The sequence below is a fragment of the Ideonella sp. BN130291 genome (genome assembly GCF_036231905.1).
In the GTDB taxonomy this organism is placed as follows: domain Bacteria; phylum Pseudomonadota; class Gammaproteobacteria; order Burkholderiales; family Burkholderiaceae_C; genus CAMLIZ01.
In genome coordinates this window covers 518,348-535,282 of record NZ_JAZARE010000002.1, presented here as the reverse complement: position 1 = coordinate 535,282, position 16,935 = coordinate 518,348, and the positions used below count along the sequence as shown (strand labels likewise).

Below are 16,935 nucleotides of genomic sequence, written 5' to 3'. Positions count from 1 at the left end.
AGTGCATGGCGGCAGCGCTGCCGCTGTGCCTTCACGCCCGTGCCAGCGGCCCCTACGCTGCCAGCATGCTCACCGACCTGCTGCCCCTCACCACCTACTGCTTCCTGATGTCCAGCACACCAGGGCCCAACAACGTGATGCTCACCGCCTCGGGCGCCAACTTCGGCTACCGCGGCACCTTGCCCCACATCCTGGGCATCAACGTGGGGGGCGCGGTGCAGACCTTTGCCACCTGCCTGGGCCTGGGCGCGTTGTTCGTGGCCTGGCCGGTGCTGCACACGGTGCTGCGGGTGGGTGGTGCGCTGTACCTGCTGTGGCTGGCGTGGAAACTCACCGGCGGCGTGATGGGCGATGCCACCGTGCAGCGGCCCTTGTCCTTCGCCCAGGGTGCGCTGTTCCAGGCGATCAACCCCAAGAGCTGGATGAAGGCGGTGACCTTGGCCGCGGTGTTCATGCCGGCCGGCTGGCCGCCGCTGCAAGGGGCGCTGGTGGTCGCGGCGGTGGGGTTCGCGGTCGGCTTTCCCTGCGTGTCCCTGTGGGCGCTGTTCGGTGTGGCGATCCGCCGGCTGCTGGCCGATGCGCGCAGGCGCCGCATCTTCAATGTCATCATGGCGGCTGCCTTGGCGCTGCTCGCGCTGCTCTTCCTGCGCTGAATGTTTTCACTCGACCGCGACTCGCCCCTGGCGCTGGCCGACCAGATCGAGGCCCACCTGCGCGCGCTCATCGGCAGCGCGCAGCTGCCGCCGGGGGTGCGGCTGCAGTCCATCCGCCAACTGGCCAGCCAGCTGGGCGTGAGCCCCAACACCGTGGTGACCGCCTACGACCGGCTGGTGGCCGCGGGCTTGATCGATTCCCGCGGCACCGCCGGGTTCTTCGTCAGCGACACGGCGCCGGCATTACCCGATGCGGCCGCGCTGGAGGCCGGCGAGGAGCAGGAGCCGGTGTGGCTGGCGCAGCAGGCCAACGACCAGCGCGCCGGCATGCTGCTGGCCAGCAGCGGCGCCTTGCCGCCGAACTGGCTCAACGAGGCGATTCCGGCCACCGTGGTGCAGCGCGCCCTCGGCCGGCATGAGGCCGGCATGGCGGCGCGCTGCCCGCCGCAAGGCCTGCCCGAGCTGCGCGAGCGCATCGCGATGCTGATGCGTGGCCAGGGCGTGGCGGTGGAGGCCGGCCGCCTGCTCACCACCTGGGGCGGCACCCATGCCATCGACCTGATCTGCCGCGCCTTCCTGCAGCCGGGTGATGCGGTGCTGGTGGAAGACCCGGGCTACTTCCTGATGTTCGGCCGCCTGCGCCAGGCCGGGCTGCGGCTGGTGCCGGTGGCCCGGCGACCCGACGGCATCGACCTCGACCAGCTGGAGGCCGCCTGCCGCGAGCACCGGCCCAAGCTGCTGTTCATCCAGAGCGTGCTGCACAACCCCACCGGCTGGGGCTCCACCGCGGCCAACCTGCACCGGGTGCTGATGCTGGCGCACCAGCATGGGTTCCTGATCGCGGAGGACGACACCCAGGGCCACTTCCACCCCGGCCATCCCACGCGGCTGGCGCAGCTGTCGGGCCTGGAGCGGGTGATCTACTGCTCCAGCTTCTGCAAGGCCTTGAGCCCGGCGCTGCGCATGGGCTACATCGCGGCCGAACCCCCGCTGCTGAAGGCGCTGCTGCGCGAGAAGATCTATTCGGTGCTCACCACCGGCGCGCTGAACGAGCTGGTGCTGCTGGAGCTGCTGGCAGCCGGGCGCTGGCGCAAGCACATCGACCGCCTGCAGCAGAAGCTGGGCGCCGCCCGCACCGCGGCCGCGCGCCAGCTGCGCCAGGCCGGCGTGCTGCTGGACCATCCGGGCGAAGGCGGGCTCTTCCTCTGGGGCGCCGTGCCCAGCGGGGTGGACGTGGACGAGCTGGTGAAGGACGCCTTCCGCAACAGCATCCTGCTGGTGCGTGGCGCCACCTTCATGGCCGATGCCCGGCCCGACCCGCACATCCGCTTCAACGCCGCCTTCAGCCAGCACACGAGGCTGGCGGAGTACCTGGCGCCGCGCCTCGCGGCCTTGAGCGGCATGAAAGGTGCATTGGCCCGGGCGGCCGCCGCACGCTGACCCGCCGGCCCGCCTGGTCACAAGCGGGCACACACTCACCAGCGGTTTTGCCGGGATCGGCGTTTGCTGGCGATACGCTTTGGCATGTGCGGCCATGAGAAAGGCCGCGCATTCGCCTGCCTGCCAATAACAACAACCACCTGTCATGAACGCCCGACTCTGGTACATCGACTCCCTGCGCGCCTGCCTGATGATCGCCGGCGTGTTCCTTCATGCGGCGGAGATGTACGGCCAGCACACCGACTGGGTGGTGCGCGATCCGTCCACGCTGGGGGGACTGGACCTGCTGGTCGCGATGGTGAGTTCGTCTCGCATGCCGGCGTTCTTCGTGCTGGCCGGCATGTTCTTCAGCCATGCGCTGGCCAGCCGGCCGCTGGGTGAAGTGCTTCACAGCCGCAGCGTGCTGGTGGCCACGCCCTTCGTGGTGCTGGCGCTGACCCTGCAGCCGGTGCAGTACGCGGTGCTGCTGGCGCACCAGGGCCGCCTGTCCAGCATGGGCCTGGGCGAGTTCTGGAGCAGCTTTGTACAGCCGAGCGTGCTGTCCACCCATGCCTTCATCGGCCGCGGTTTTGTGGGCCATCTCTGGTTCCTGGTGAACCTGCTGCTGTACTACCACCTGGCTGCGTTGGCGGTGTGGGCGGTGCGGCGCTACCGTGCGCCCTCGTTGCAGGCGCTGGGCCTGCTGTGCATGCGCCACAAATGGCTGTGGGTGCTGCTGGCTGGCGGCGCGATGGTGTGCGGGCGCGCGGCACTGCGGGCGGTCGATGGCCTGCACGACGACTGGGCCGACCTGGTGCGCTACCTGCCGTACTTTGCGCTGGGCGCATTCGCGTTTGCCAACAAGGCGCGTTTCCAGGCCTTGCTCACACTCGGCCCGGCCGACCTGGTCGCCCTGCCGGTCGCCGCTGCAGTAGTGTTCGTGCCTGCGCTGAACCAGCGGGTGCATGGCGCGCTGGTGGTGCTGCTGCATGTGTTCGTGGCTACCATGGTCACCGTGCTGCTGTTGCGGCTGTTCCTGCGCTGGTTCAACCAGCACTGGCCGCTGCAGCAGCGCCTCGTGGATGCCTCGTTTTCCATCTACCTCTTCCACTACATCTGCGTGGTGGGGGTGGGCCTGCTGCTGCTGCCGGTGCAGGCCTTGCCGCACATCGCCAAGTACGCGATCGCAGTGGCGGTGGGCGTGTGGGTGCCCTTCATGCTGCACGAGCGCTTGATCAAGCCGTATCCGCGGATGCGGCTGCTCCTCAACGGCCGGCTGCCGAAGACAAAGCCGCTGACGGTGAAGCCGGTGGCCGCGGTCGCCGATCGACCCGCGGGCACGGCGGTAACTCGTCCGTGACAAGCCCTTCAGGTTGCGACGCAGCCTGAACGTTGCACCGCAGCATGCTTCCTACAAGGACCGCCGCACTCACGCGGCGGGTCCAACTCTCAAGGAGCATGCACATGAAGAAGATCCCCCTCGCCGCTTCCCTCGTCGCCATGGTGTTCAGCTGCGGTGCAGCGCTGGCGCAAAGCACAGGCAGCACGGGCAGCGGCAGTGCCGACACCTCCGCGGGCTCCAGCAACTCGTCCACCAGCAGCAGCAGCGCCGACAGCCTGCCATCGGGCAGCACCAGCCGCACCGACAGCAGCGGCTCGATGGGCAGCACCAGCGCGTCGGGCACCTCCGGGGCGCTCGGATCGGAGCCAACCAGTGGCCACCGCCGCTCGCCCTCGTCCCACAGCGCGCCACTGCAACGTGCCAATGCCGGCGGCGGCCTGCCGGCCGGTGAGCTGAGCACGCCCTGGCAGGACGCGGGTGGTGAAGCCGGCTCGCTGATGCGCTGACACTCGCACCCCGCCGCACCGCCTCCGGGGGTGCGGCGCTTCGCCAGGTTCAGCGGCACACGAGGCTCAGCCGGTCTTGCCCGCGGCCAACCCGCCTGCGCGGCGCTGCTCGCGCCGCCGGTTGCGCAGAAAGATCACCTGCCCGAAGCAGGCTGTCAGCAGCATGAAGCTGTTGGTCAGCACGAAGACCGTGTTGCCCAGCAGCGCGCTGTAGATCACGAAGCCCACCGACGCGGCGATCTGGCCCACGAACAGCCATTTGGAGACACCGCGTGTGCTGCCTTCGCGCCACTGCGTGTAGACCTGGCGGCCCACGGTGAGCAGCAGGATGCCGGCAGCGGCCCAGCCGATCGCTTCGGTCAGCACCTCCTTGTCCACCCGCACCCTCCTGAATTTGCCATGTGAGGCGTGTGGCAAGGGCTGTGCCGTCGCCCTTCTTGTCGCTTCTCAGCTCACGATGTAGGCGGCCGCGCCGGTGCTCAACAAGCGCTGCTCCGCATCGAAGAACTCCATGCGGGTGGACGCCACCCGGCTGCCCAGGCGCATCACCTCCGCGCGGGCGATGAAGCGCGGGCCGGTGGCCGGGCGCAGGTAGTCCACGCGCAGGTCGATGGTGCCCAGCTTGCCGAAGCGCAACAGGCGTGTTTCGGGCGGCTCGTCGGGGTGGCGCGCACCGATCGCGGCCATCACCGCCAGGCCGCCCATCGCGTCCAGCGTGGCGCTGATCACGCCGCCGTGCAGGCGCTGGTGCGCATAGTGGCCCACCAGCTCGGGCCGCATGTCGATGTGGGCGGTGACACCGTCGGGCTCCAGCGTGTCGATGCGCAGGCCGATCACCTTGTTGAAGCTGATCTTCTCTTCGAAGATGTGCTTCAGGCGGGCGATGAAATCAGGCTCGAAGGGCATGGGTGGGGATTGTGCCTACGCACCCACGCCCAGCTGGCGAGCGGCCAGCTCCTTCATCACCTCTTCGGTGCCGCCGCCGATCATCATGACCTTCACTTCGCGGTAGATGCGTTCGCTTTTCGTGCCGCGCATGTAGCCCATGCCGCCGAGGATCTGCACCGCCTGGTCGGCGCAGAACTGCATCGTCTGCGTCGCATGGTTCTTCAGCAGGCACAGCTGCGCCACCCAGGCCGCGCCGGTGTCGCCCTCGTCCAGCTGCTGTGCCAACGCATGCAGCCAATGACGTGTGCTTTCCAGCCGCATGCGCATGTCCATCAGCTTGTGGCGCAGCACCTGGTGGGCCACCAGCGGCACGCCGAAGGCCTGGCGCTGGCGTGCCCAGTCCAGCGCTTCGTCATGGCACACCTCGGCGAACGCCAGCGCGCCGGCGGCCAGCATCAGGCGCTCGCCGTTGAAGTTTTCCATGATGGTGCGAAAGCCACCGTGCAACTCGCCGATCAGGTGGTCGGCCGGCACGCGGCAGCCCTCGAAGCGCAGCAGTGCCGTGTCGCTGCACCACCAGCCCATCTTCTGCAGCGGGGTGCGTGCGAGGCCGGGTGCGTTGCCGGGCACGGCCAGCAGCGAGATGCCGCCCGGGCCCGGGCCGCCGGTGCGCACGGCCACCGTCAACCAGTCGGCGCTCAGGCCGGAGGTGATGAAGACCTTCTCGCCGTTCACCACCCAGTGGTCGCCGTCCAGGCGGGCCGTGGTGCGCAGGCGCGCCACGTCGGAGCCGCCCGAGGGCTCGGTGATCGCGAGCGCGCTGATCCGTTCGCCCGCCAGCACCGCGGGCACGATGCGCTGCTGCAGCGCCGCGCTGCCCTGGGCCACGATGGGCGGCAGGCCGATGTTGTGCGAGAACAGCCCGGCCATCAGCCCGCCGGAGCCGGCGCGTGCGATCTCTTCGGTGGCCACCAGGCGATAGCCGGTGTCCGCCGGCGTGCCGCCCAGGGCTTCGGGATAGCCGATGCCCAGCAGGCCGATCGCAGCGGCCTGGTGGTACAGCGCCCGCGGGAAGCTGCCCGCTTCGTCCCATTCGTTGACATGCGGCGCAATCTCGCGCTCCACGAACGTGCGCACGCTGTCGCGAAAGGCCTGGTGCTCGGCGCTGAACTTCATGGCGCGATGTCCACCAGCCGCTTGCGCGCCGCCACCTGCTCGCCCACACGCGCATGCACCGCGCGCACCGTGCCGTCCATGGGCGCGGTGAGCCGGTGCTCCATCTTCATCGCCTCCATCACCATCAGCAGCGCGCCGGCGCGCACCGTCGCGCCCGGTTCGGCCAGCACCTGGATCACGCGGCCATGCATGGGCGCAGACACGGCCCCTTCCGCGTTGCCTTGCTGGGTGGGGGCGGCCGCCAGCCGGCGGTCTTCCAGCGCCAGCTCGATGCCGTCGCACTGCCACCAGCTGAAGCGGCCGTCGCTGGCCACCGCGGCGCGGCGAGGGCGGCCATCGACCCGGGCGTGCACGTCGCCGTCGGGCGTGCGCACCAGCGCCTCGATGCAGTGGCTGTCGCTACCGCACGCAGCCACCAGCCGATCCGCTGTGCCGCTCAGCTGCCACGTGGCTGCGAGCGCGCCCACCTGCAGCGGCACCGCCTGCTGAACTTGCCCCTGTGGCACCCAGCCGGCCCACAACGGTGGCAGTGGGGTGCCTGGCAAGCGGGCCAGGCCGGCGGCGGCCAGCGCCATCAGCCAGGAGGGCGGTGCGCCGGTGCGGCTGCCGTCGCCCGGGAAGTGCGTGGCGATGAAGCCGGTGGTGGCCGTGCCCGCCAGGAAGGCTGGATGCCGCAGCACCTGCGCCAGGAAACCTCGGTTGGTGGGCAGACCCAGGCACACCGTGCGGTCCAGTGCGGCGGCCAGCTGCAAGGCGGCCGCTTCGCGCCGCGGCGCATGCGCGATCAGCTTGCCCAGCATGGAGTCGTAGAAGGGGCTCACCGGCCATCCGCTTTCCAGCGCATGGTCACAGCGCACATGAGCCGGCGCCCGCCAGCGCTGCACCGTGCCCGCGCAGGGCAGGAAGGCCTGGGCCGGGTCTTCGGCGCACAGCCGGGCCTCGATCGCGTGGCCGCCGCTTTCGTAACGCAGCAGCACCTCGTCCTGGCGCCAGGCCAGCGCCTCCCCCATCGCGATGCGCAGCTGCCACTCCACCAGGTCGATGCCGGTGAGCGCCTCCGTCACCGGATGCTCCACCTGCAGCCGTGTGTTCATCTCCATGAACCAGAACGCGCCCGCCTCGTCGAGCAGGAACTCCACCGTGCCGGCGCCCACGTAGCTCACGTCCTGCGCCACCCGCACCGCGGCTTCGCCCATGCGCCGGCGCAGCGCCGGGCTCACGGCCGGGGAGGGCGCCTCCTCCACGATCTTCTGGTGGCGGCGTTGCACCGAACAATCGCGCTCGCCCAGGTGCAGCACATGGCCGTGGGCATCCGCCAGCACCTGCACCTCCACATGGCGTGGCGTGAGCAGGGCGCGCTCCAGCAGCACGCGCGCATCACCGAACGCGGCCTGCGCCTCCGAACGCGCCGCCTGCAGTGACGGCTCCAGCGCGGCGGCGTCCAGCACCAGCCGCATGCCGCGGCCGCCGCCGCCCGCCGTGGCCTTCACCATCAGCGGAAAACCGATGCGCTGCGCCTCGCGCACCAGCGTCGTCAGGTCCTGCGCCTCGCCGTCATACCCGGGCAGCACCGGCACGCCGGCCGCGGCCATGCGCTGGCGTGCGCGCGCCTTGTGGCCCATGGCCTCCATCGCTTCGGGTGGCGGGCCCACCCACACCAGACCGGCAGCGATCACGGCGCGTGCGAAGGCGGCGTTTTCGGAGAGGAAGCCGTAACCCGGGTGCACCGCATCGGCGCCGCTGTCGCGTGCGGCCTGCAGCAGGCGTGGGATGTCGAGGTAGGAGTCGGCCGGGCGCTCACCGCCAATGGGCACCGCGATGTCGCAGGCGCGGGTGTGCGGTGCGCCGCGATCGGGGTCCGAGGCCACGGCCACGGTGCGCAGGCCCAGGCGGGCGGCACTGCGCGCCACGCGGACGACGATCTCGCCCCGGTTGGCGATCAGCAGGGTGTTGAAGCGGGTCATCGGGCAAGCTCCGCCCTGCTGGCTGGGGTATCCGCCTTGGGAGCGGCCCTGCGGCTCATGCGCCTTCTCCACTCGCCCAGCGGGGCGGCCGGCGTGCCGCGAACGCGGCCAGGCCTTCGGCCGCCGTGCCGCTGCGCAGGCAGTGCGCAAAGGCTTGTGCCGCCCCATCCAGCGCCTGCGTGCGTGGGCCGGTGCGGGCCTGCCGCAACACCGCCTTGGTGGCCCGCAGGGCGCCGGGCTCCGCACGTTCCAGGTCGGACAGCCAGGCCAGCAGGCGAGGCTGCAGCGCATCGGGCCACAGCACCTCGTCCACCAGGCCGGCGGCATGGGCCTGCTCCCCGGTGAGGCGCTGGCCGGTGAACATCAGGCGCAGGGCGGCCGCATGCCCGATGCGCTCGGCCACGAAAGGTGCGATCTGTGCCGGTGGCAGGCCGAGCGTCAACTCCGGCATGGCGAACTGCGCGGTGCTGGCGGCCAGGACCACGTCGCAGCAGGCCGCCAGCCCGACGCCGCCACCCATGGCGGCACCTTCCACCACCGCGATGGTGGCGATGTCCGCATCGCTCAGGCGTTCCAGCAGCGTGCCGAAGGCGCGGTTGAAGCCGATGATGGGATCCGGCTCGCCGACTGGCGGCGGCTTGGCGAGCAAGGCCTTGAAGGCGCTGAAGTCGCCGCCCGCGCAGAAGCTGCCGTTCGCGCCACTGACCACCAGCGCGCGCACCTCGGGCCGCGCCTGCGCCTGTTGCAAGGCGCTCGCCAACGCCTGCACCATCTCGTCGGTGAGCGCATTGCGCGTGGCGGGCGCGTCCAGCGTGGCGAACACGAAGGCGCCGCGGTGTTCGATGCGCACCTGCATGCCGTTCACCGGCGCGTCGGCAGGATGTGCATGGTCTTGCAGATGATGCCCAGCATCACCTCGTCCGCGCCGCCGCCGATGCTGGCCAGGCGCCCGTCGCGGTACATGCGCGAGACGATGTTGTCCCAGGTGTAGCCCATGCCGCCCCAGAACTGCAGGCAGGCATCGGGCACCTCGCGCAGCAGGCGGCCGGCCTTGAGCTTGGCCATGGAGGCCCATTCGGTGACGTCCTTGCCGGCCACGTACTGCTCGGTGGCCAGGTAGGTCAGCGCCCGCAGGCTCTCCACCTCGGTCTTCAGCTCCGCGAGCCGGAAGTGCACCGTCTGGTGGTCCAGCACCCCCTGGCCGAAGATCTGGCGGTCGCGGGTGTAGTCGGCGGTGAGCTGGATGCAGTTGGTGAGCGACTGCAGCGCATTGGCCGCGCACCACAGCCGCTCCTCCTGGAACTGCAGCATCTGGTAGGTGAAGCCCATGCCCTCCTGGCCGATGGCGTAGCGCTGCGGCACGCGCACGTCGTCGAAGTGGATCAACCCGGTGTCGCTGGACATCATGCCGATCTTGCGGATCTTCTTCGCCTTGGTGACGCCCGGTGTGTCCATGGGCACGATGATCTGCGTCTTGTTCTTGTGTGCCGGGCCGTCGGAGGTGTTGGCCAGCAGGCACATCCAGTCGGCCTGCAGGCTGTTGGTGATCCACATCTTGGCGCCGTTGATGATGTAGTCGCCGCCGTCCTTGCGCGCGGTGGTCTTGATGGCCGCCACGTCGGAGCCGGCACCCGGCTCGGACACGCCCACGCAGGCCACCATGTCGCCCGCGATCGCAGGGGCGAGGAACTGGCGCCGCAGCTCGTCGGAGCCGAAACGGGCCAGTGCCGGCGTGGCCATGTCCGTCTGCACGCCGATCGCCATGGGCACGCCGCCGCAATTGATGTGGCCCAGCGTTTCTGCCATCGCGACCGAGTAGGAATAGTCCAGCCCCAGCCCGCCGTATTCGGCCGGCTTGCACAGGCCCAGCAGCCCGAGATCGCCCAGTTTCTTGAACACCTGGTGCGCGGGAAACATCTCCGCCGCTTCCCATTCGTCCACATGGGGGTTGATCTCGTCGTCAATGAAGCGCTTGAGCGTGCGCTGCAGTTCTTCGTGTTCGTGGGTGAATTGCATGTTGTTCGTCTCCTGGGGTCAGGGCCGGGCCACACCGAACTGCATGGGCCGAAGTTCGCGCGCCTGCGCTTGCCGGCACAGCTGCAGCGTGAGCGCGAGCACGCGGCGGGTGTCGCGCGGGTCGATCACGCCGTCGTCCAGCAGCAGGCCGCTGGTGTAGAACGCGTGCATCTGGCGCTCGAAGGTCTGCACGATCTTGGCAGTGAGCGCGGCGAGCTTGGTTTCATCCACCGGCTCGCCCTTGCGCGCCGCGCCTTCGCGCATCACGATCTCCATGGTGCCGGCCGCCTGCTGCGGCCCCATCACCGCGGTGCGCGCGTTGGGCCAGCTGAACACGAAGCGCGGCCCGAAGCCACGGCCGCACATGCCGTAGTTGCCTGCGCCGAAGGAGGCGCCGCACTGCACCGTGATCTGCGGCACCGTCGCGTTGCTCAGGGCCTGGATTTGCTTGGAGCCGTGTTTGATCATGCCGGCGCGCTCGGCCTCGGTGCCCACGATGAAGCCGGTGGTGTTCTGCAGGTACACGATGGTCGTGCCGCTCTGGCAGCAGGCCTGAATGAAGTGGGTGGTCTTGGTGCTGCCGGCCGGATCCAGCGGCCCGTTGTTGGTGATGATGCCCACGCGCTGACCCGCAATCGCGGCATGGCCGCACACGGTGCCCGGGCCGTAGTCCGGCTTGAACTCCAGGAAGTCCGATGCATCGACGATGCGCGCAATCACCTCGCGCATGTCCACCGGCCGCTTGAGCTCCGCGCCAAAGAGGCCCAGGAGTTCATCTTCAGGATGCAGGGGCGCGGGCCCATCCGGCCAGCCTGCCGGCGACCAGCCGAGGGCGGCCACCAGCTCACGCGCAATGCGCAGCGCATCCGCATCGTCCTCGCCCACGTACTCCGCCAGGCCCGACACGCTCGCATGCATGTCCGCACCCCCCAAGGCTTCGTCGGTCGCAATCTCGCCGGTGGCGGCCTTCAACAGCGGCGGGCCCGCGAGGAAAGCCCGCGCATTGCCACGCACCATCACCACATAGTCGGCCAACCCGGTCATGTAGGCACCGCCCGCGGTGGACGGCCCATGCACCACCGCGATCACCGGCAACCCTGCAGCCGACAGGCGCGCCAGCTGGTAGAACGCCATGCCACCGCGCACGAACTGCTCCACGCGGTACTGCAGCAGATTGGCGCCCGCGGACTCCACCAGGTGCACGAAGGGCAGCTTGTTTTCCAACGCGATCTGCTGCGCACGGATGAACTTCTCCAGGCCCAACGGCTGCATAGCGCCGGCGTCAATGCCGGCGTCGTCGGCCACCAGCATCACTCGCGTGCCGGCGATCTGCCCAATGCCGCCGATGAAACCGCCGCCCGGGATGGAGCGCTCGGGGTCGGGATGGTCCTGCAGCCAGCCGGCGAGGGTGGACAGTTCGAGGAAGGGAACACCGGGATCCAGCAGCCGTGCTACGCGCTCCCGGGGGAGCAGCTTGCCGCGCTTGTCGAAGGCCTTCTGCGACTGCGCGCTGGTGGTGCGGGTTCGTGCTTCCAGGCTGCGGAGTTGGTCGAGTAGCTGGAGCTGGTGGGCGCGGTTTTCCGCGTAGACCGCACTGCTCGTGTCGAGTAGGGATTCGAGGCTTGGCATGTGGTCAATGCGTCGGTTGGAGCGAGCAAAGGCGTGGGCGGGCAGCCGTCGGCGCTTCATCTGCTTGCCCTCGCTGCGCGAGGGTGCCCTGCGATGCTCGGGCTTGCGGCCACGCACCCCCAGCCTGAGCACCACAGCGGAGTCGGCGCGCAGCGCCGACCGCACCAGAGCGAGCGCCTGACGGGTACCGCGTGCCGCGACGCGCCAAGGCCACAGAGCGCATCACCCCTCCAACACCCGAGGGGACGCAGCGAGATGAAACCCGTTGAACGCCTCCGTCGAGCCCCCACGCCCAACCTCCGGCCACACTCGCTTGGCATTCGGCGCCGCGCCGTCGATCCGCAAGCACGCCCCCGACACAAAAGCAGCGGCCGGCGACAGCAGGAACACGATCGCCGCCGACACCTCGCTCTCTGTGCCCAAGCGCCGCAAGGGGACCATCTTCGGCATGCTGCGGATGAGTGGCGCCATCTCCGGCGGGTACTGGTCCATCCCGCTGGAGGCAATCCAGCCCGGCGCCACGGCATTCACGCGCACAGGCGCCCATTCCAATGCGGCGGTCTCGGTGAAGTTAAGCATCCCCGCACGCGCCGCGCCCGAGTGCCCCATGCCCGGCATGCCGTGCCACATGTCGGCGATCACGTTGACGATGGCGCCGCCGTGTTCGGTCATCCACTGGTTGAAGCATTCCCGTGCGAACAGGAAGCCGCCGGTGAGGTTGTTGCGCACCACTGCGTCCCAGCCCTTGGCACTGATGTGGGACAGCGGCGAGGGGTACTGGCCGCCTGCGTTGTTCACCAGACCGTCGATGCGGCCGTGCTGCGCGAGCACGTCGCGCACCGTTTGCTGCACACGCTCTTCTTCGCGGATGTCGCAGCTGTGGATGGAACAGCGGCCGCCTTGCACGCCAAGTTCCGCCTGAACCGTCTCGAGCTTGGCCAGGTTGCGGCCCACCAGCGCCACGGTAGCGCCGAGCGCGGAGAGTTCATGCGCGGTGCAGCGGCCGATGCCCGAGCCGCCGCCGGTGACGATCACCACCTGGCCGTCGAAGAGGCCATCGCGGAACACCGATCGATAGTCGTGTGTCATCTCTAATTCGTGTTCAACCAAGCACTTGCTTGGTAAGTGTGCGCCCCGCCATAATCGCTTGTCAATCGAGGTGCGCTGCAGTGGCGGCGTGCCTGTCGGCCGGTCTCGTTTCGGAGGCACACAATGGCTTCGGCATTCATATTCGACGCCGTGCGCACACCGCGCGGCAAGGGCAAGAAGGACGGCAGCCTGTACGAGGTGAAGCCGGTCGATCTGCTGGCAGGCTTGCTCAACGCATTCCAGTCCAGGCTGCAGTTCGACCCGGCCGCGGTTGACGACGTGGTGATGGGCTGTGTCACGCCGGTGGGCGAGCAGGGCGCTGTCATTCCAAAGACGGCGCTGCTCAAGGCCGGCTGGCCGCACACGGTGGCCGGCGTGCAGGTCAACCGCTTCTGCGCCTCGGGGCTGGAGGCGGTGAACCTGGCGGCGCAGAAGGTCGCCAGCGGTTGGGAGGACCTGGTCATCGCCGGTGGCGTGGAAAGCATGTCGCGCGTGCCGATGGGTTCCGACGGTGGCGCCTGGGCGCAGGATCCGCAGACCAACGCGGCCACCGGCTTCGTGCCGCAGGGCATTGGTGCGGACCTGATCGCCACCCTGGGCGGCTTCACGCGCGACGTTGTGGACGCCTTTGCACTCGAATCGCAGCGGCGCGCTGCGGCCGCGCAGGCCGAAGGCCGCTTCGACCGTTCGGTGCTGCCGGTGAAGGACGCCATCGGCCTCACCGTGCTGGCGCGCGACGAGTTCATCAAGCCCAAGACCACGCTGGAAGGCCTGGGCGCGCTCAAGGCCTCGTTCACCGAACTGGGCGCCATGGGCTTCGATGCGGTGGCGCTGGCGCGCTATCCGCAGGTGGAGCGCATCCACCATGTGCACACGGCGGGCAACTCGTCGGGCATCGTGGATGGCGCGGCTGCGGTGCTGATCGGCAGCGAAGCGGCAGGCCGTCGGCTCGGCCTGGCACCGCGTGGCCGCGTGGTGGCTACCGCGCTGTCCGGCGCGGACCCCACCATCATGCTGACCGGCCCCATGCCGGCCACCCGCAAGGCGCTGGCCAAGGCGGGGCTGGGCATCGATGACATTGATCTCTTCGAAGTGAACGAGGCCTTCGCCGCGGTGCCGCTGCGCTTCATGCAGGAGATGGGCGTGCCGCACGAGAAGGTCAACGTCAACGGCGGCGCCATCGCGCTCGGCCATCCACTGGGCGCCACCGGCGCCATGCTGCTGGGCACCTTGCTCGACGAGCTGGAGCGCCGGCAGCTCAGGCGCGGCCTCATCACGCTGTGTGTGGGCGGCGGCATGGGCATCGCCACCATCATCGAGAGGGTCTGAACATGAAGACCATTCGCTATGAGCTGGCCGCCGACGGCATCGCCACGCTGACGTTCGACGAACCCGACTCCCCGGTGAACACCATGACGCCGCAGTGGCAGGCCGACATGGCGGAGGCCGCGGCGCAGTTGCTCAGCGACAAGGCGCGCATTCGCGGCGTGCTGCTGCAGTCGGCCAAGAGCACCTTCTTTGCGGGCGCCGAGCTGAAGGGCGTGCTGGAGCTGAAGCAGGAGGATGCGGCCGAGTGTTTTGCGCGGTGCGAGGCGCTCAAACGCAGCTTCCGCGCGATCCAGACGCTGGGCCGGCCCGTGGTGGCGCTGCTCAACGGCGCAGCATTGGGCGGCGGCTGGGAGGTGGCGCTGATCGGCCATGCGCGCTTTGCGCTCGACGATCCGAAGATCCGTTTCGGCACGCCTGAGACCACGCTGGGCCTGATCCCCGGCGCCACTGGCATCACCAAGACCGTGCGCCTGCTCGGCCTGATGGCGGCCCAACCCTACCTGGTGGAAGGCAAGCTGTTCAGCCCGCAGGAGGCGCTGACGCTGGGCCTGGTGCAGGGACTCGGTGCGTCCGTGGACGAGCTGAAGGCGCGGGCGCTCGCATGGATCGCCGAGCATCCGGATGCGTTGCAGCCTTGGGACCGCCAGGACTACAAGCTGCCCGGTGGTTCGCCCAGCAGCCCCAAGATCGCCGGAGCACTCGGGGTGGCGCCGGCGATGCTGCATGCGAAAACGCGCGGCCTCTATCCCGCGCCGCAGGCCGCGATGGAAACCATGGTCGAAGGCGCGCTGGTGGACTACGACACCGCCACCCGCATCGAAAGCCGGAAGCTCGCGCAGCTGATGGTGGGTCAGAACGCGAAGAACATGATCACCGCGTTCTTCTTCAACCTCAATGCGATCAAGCGCGGTGCCGCGCGCCCCGCTGGCGTGCCGCGCTGGCAACCGAAGAAGGTGGGCGTGCTCGGCGCCGGCATGATGGGCGCCGGCATCGCGCACGCGATCGCCTCGCGCGGCATGGTGTGCGTGCTGAAGGACGTGTCGGCCGACAAGGCGATGGCCGGGCGCGAACACGCGCGCAAGCTCACCGCGGGCCACGTGGCCAAGGGCCGCATGAGCGAGGCCGAGCAGGCCGCGCTGCTGGATCGCATCACGCCCACCGCATCGGTGGCTGATCTTGAAGGCTGCGAGCTCATCATCGAAGCGGTGTTCGAGCAGCGCGCGCTCAAGGCCGAGGTCACGCGCGAGGCGGAGCCGCGGCTGGCACCGGGCGGGCTCTTCGCCTCCAACACGTCCACCTTGCCGATCAGCGGGCTGGCCGAGGCCAGCGTGGCCCCCGAGCGCTTCATCGGCCTGCATTTCTTTTCACCGGTGGACAAGATGCCGCTGGTGGAAATCATTCGCGGCCGCCTCACCGGCGACGCCGCGGTGGCCCAGGCCTATGACTTCGTGCAGGCGCTGGGCAAGACACCGATCGTTGTGAACGATTCGCGCGGCTTCTTCACCAGCCGGGTGTTCGCCAGCTTCGTGATGGAAGGCACCACCATGCTGGCCGAGGGTGTGGCCGCACCGCTGATCGAACATGCGGCGCTGGCGGGCGGCATGCCGGTGGGCCCACTGGCCGTCATCGACGAAACCTCCCTCTCACTGGCAGTGCACGTGCTGGAGCAGACACGCACCGACTACGAGCGCGAAGGCCAGCGCCATGTCTGCACGCCCGGCGAATTGCTCGTGGAGCAGATGGTCAAGGAATACAAGCGTGCCGGCCGGGCGGCCGGCGGTGGTTTCTACGACTATCCCGCCGGCCAGCCCAAGCAGCTGTGGCCGCAGTTGAAGGCGCTGTTCGAGAAGCCCGGTGCGTTGTCCGACAGCACTGAGCTGCGCGATCGCTTCCTGTACCGGCAGGCGATCGAAACAGCGCGCTGCTTGCAGGAGGGCGTGCTCACCAGCGTGGCCGAAGCCAACATCGGCTCCATCTTCGGCATTGGCTTTCCGGCGTGGACGGGCGGCGCCATCCAGTTCATCGCCTCCGAAGGCGACCGTTTCCTGCCGCGTGCGGCGGAGTTGGCAAAGCGCCACGGCGATCGTTTTGTGGTGAACGAGGTGCTGCGCGAGGCGATCGCCAAGGCGCTCGACCAGCCGCGCTGACCGCCACCTGCTGGAAAAACAAAGGCCCGCAACAGCGGGCCTCCAGGCGGAAGAGCGGGGCGCCTTACTTCAGCGTCATCACCCACTGGGCCAGTTGTTTTGCCTCGGCGGCGCTCACCTGCGTGTTCGGAGGCATCGGCACCGGGCCCCAGACGCCGGAGCCACCCTTCTGGATCTTCTCGGCCAGCTTGTCGGCCGCATCCTTCTGGCCGGCGTACTTGGCGGCCACGTCCTTGTAGGCCGGGCCCACCAATTTCTTGTCGACCGCATGGCAGGCCATGCAGTTCTTCTTCTGCGCCAGTTCCTGGTTGGCGAAAGCGGGGGCTGCCAGGGTGGCGCCCACGGCCGCGAGCAGAGCGATGAGCGACTTCATGGAATCCTTCCGGGTCATTGCGGTTGCACTGGTTTACAGTGAGTTCCAACGCATTCTACGGGTCGCCCGTTGACCCATCCGAAGGACACATCCATGTGGTTCGTGGTGATCGGCACCCTCTTGACCCTGCTCAAGGCGTTTGATGTGGCCCTGGTGGAAACCTCCTGGTTCTGGGTGCTGTCGCCCTTCGCGGGTGCGGTGGTCTGGTGGTGGTGGGCCGACGCCAGCGGCTACACAAAGCGCCGCGCCATGGACAAGATGGAGCAGAAGAAGGAAGAGCGCCGCCGCAAGCACCTGGTGGACATGGGCATGGACGAGCGCGGCCGCCGCGCCGTGAAGAAGTAACGCCTTCCGAGCGGGGCGCCTGCCCCGGCCGCCCACCCTTTTGGTGGCCCTCCTGAGGA

Annotated in this window: 16 protein-coding genes; 7 read left to right on the top strand and 9 right to left on the bottom strand. The window is 69.2% G+C overall.

Translation table 11 applies throughout. From position 1 onward, the window contains the following. The first annotated feature begins 65 nt into the window (after window positions 1–65). The 4 genes from VPH43_RS05845 (at window position 66) to VPH43_RS05830 (ending at window position 3,920) form a co-directional block, all read left to right on the top strand. Window positions 66–653 carry a LysE family translocator gene (locus VPH43_RS05845; protein WP_328576711.1) on the top strand — a complete coding sequence of 196 codons (588 nt, stop codon included), beginning with the start codon at window positions 66–68 and terminating at the stop codon, window positions 651–653. Beyond that, window positions 654–2,093 carry an aminotransferase-like domain-containing protein gene (locus VPH43_RS05840; protein WP_328576710.1) on the top strand — a complete coding sequence of 480 codons (1,440 nt, stop codon included), beginning with the start codon at window positions 654–656 and terminating at the stop codon, window positions 2,091–2,093. Between the two features lie 145 nt (window positions 2,094–2,238). Further along, on the top strand, window positions 2,239–3,432 hold the full coding sequence (locus VPH43_RS05835; RefSeq protein ID WP_328576709.1) for an acyltransferase family protein: 1,194 nt from the start codon (window positions 2,239–2,241) through the stop codon (window positions 3,430–3,432). A 104-nt stretch (window positions 3,433–3,536) separates the two neighbouring features. After that, window positions 3,537–3,920, top strand: a complete 384-nt coding sequence (locus tag VPH43_RS05830; protein ID WP_328576708.1) for a hypothetical protein — start codon at window positions 3,537–3,539, stop codon at window positions 3,918–3,920. Between the two features lie 66 nt (window positions 3,921–3,986). On the opposite strand, the gene VPH43_RS05825 is transcribed toward VPH43_RS05830, so the two are convergent. The 8 genes from VPH43_RS05825 to VPH43_RS05790 form a co-directional block, all read right to left on the bottom strand. Next, complete coding sequence (locus tag VPH43_RS05825) at window positions 3,987–4,298, bottom strand: hypothetical protein (protein WP_328576707.1); 312 nt, start codon at window positions 4,296–4,298, stop codon at window positions 3,987–3,989. A gap of 69 nt (window positions 4,299–4,367) precedes the next feature. Then, entirely contained in the window at window positions 4,368–4,826 is a 459-nt protein-coding gene (locus tag VPH43_RS05820; protein ID WP_328576706.1) for a thioesterase family protein, read from the bottom strand. Between the two features lie 15 nt (window positions 4,827–4,841). Continuing rightward, complete coding sequence (locus tag VPH43_RS05815) at window positions 4,842–5,984, bottom strand: acyl-CoA dehydrogenase family protein (RefSeq protein WP_328576705.1); 1,143 nt, start codon at window positions 5,982–5,984, stop codon at window positions 4,842–4,844. Next, window positions 5,981–7,948, bottom strand: coding sequence for an acetyl/propionyl/methylcrotonyl-CoA carboxylase subunit alpha (locus VPH43_RS05810; protein ID WP_328576704.1), 1,968 nt, complete (start codon window positions 7,946–7,948; stop codon window positions 5,981–5,983). The genes VPH43_RS05815 and VPH43_RS05810 overlap by 4 nt, the downstream gene beginning before the upstream one ends. A gap of 55 nt (window positions 7,949–8,003) precedes the next feature. After that, entirely contained in the window at window positions 8,004–8,804 is an 801-nt protein-coding gene (locus VPH43_RS05805) for an enoyl-CoA hydratase/isomerase family protein (RefSeq protein ID WP_328576703.1), read from the bottom strand. Between the two features lie 5 nt (window positions 8,805–8,809). Beyond that, window positions 8,810–9,964, bottom strand: coding sequence for an acyl-CoA dehydrogenase family protein (locus VPH43_RS05800; RefSeq protein ID WP_328576702.1), 1,155 nt, complete (start codon window positions 9,962–9,964; stop codon window positions 8,810–8,812). An 18-nt stretch (window positions 9,965–9,982) separates the two neighbouring features. After that, on the bottom strand, window positions 9,983–11,593 hold the full coding sequence (locus VPH43_RS05795; RefSeq protein WP_328576701.1) for an acyl-CoA carboxylase subunit beta: 1,611 nt from the start codon (window positions 11,591–11,593) through the stop codon (window positions 9,983–9,985). 222 nt (window positions 11,594–11,815) lie between these two features. Beyond that, window positions 11,816–12,682, bottom strand: a complete 867-nt coding sequence (locus VPH43_RS05790) for an SDR family oxidoreductase (RefSeq protein ID WP_328576848.1) — start codon at window positions 12,680–12,682, stop codon at window positions 11,816–11,818. Between the two features lie 123 nt (window positions 12,683–12,805). On the opposite strand from VPH43_RS05790, the gene VPH43_RS05785 reads away from it, so the two are divergent. After that, window positions 12,806–14,011 carry an acetyl-CoA C-acetyltransferase gene (locus tag VPH43_RS05785; protein ID WP_328576700.1) on the top strand — a complete coding sequence of 402 codons (1,206 nt, stop codon included), beginning with the start codon at window positions 12,806–12,808 and terminating at the stop codon, window positions 14,009–14,011. 2 nt (window positions 14,012–14,013) lie between these two features. After that, window positions 14,014–16,158 (top strand): 3-hydroxyacyl-CoA dehydrogenase NAD-binding domain-containing protein, encoded by a 2,145-nt coding sequence (locus VPH43_RS05780; protein ID WP_328576699.1) that lies wholly within the window; start codon window positions 14,014–14,016, stop codon window positions 16,156–16,158. Window positions 16,159–16,222: 64 nt separating this feature from the next. Here the strand turns inward: VPH43_RS05780 and VPH43_RS05775 are convergent, their stop codons facing one another. Then, a complete protein-coding gene (locus tag VPH43_RS05775) occupies window positions 16,223–16,531 on the bottom strand; it encodes a c-type cytochrome (protein WP_328576698.1) in 309 nt (102 codons plus the stop codon). 93 nt (window positions 16,532–16,624) lie between these two features. Here VPH43_RS05775 and VPH43_RS05770 point away from each other — a divergent pair, with 93 nt between their 5' ends. Further along, window positions 16,625–16,876 (top strand): TIGR04438 family Trp-rich protein, encoded by a 252-nt coding sequence (locus tag VPH43_RS05770; RefSeq protein WP_328576697.1) that lies wholly within the window; start codon window positions 16,625–16,627, stop codon window positions 16,874–16,876. The last annotated feature ends 59 nt before the right edge of the window (window positions 16,877–16,935 follow it).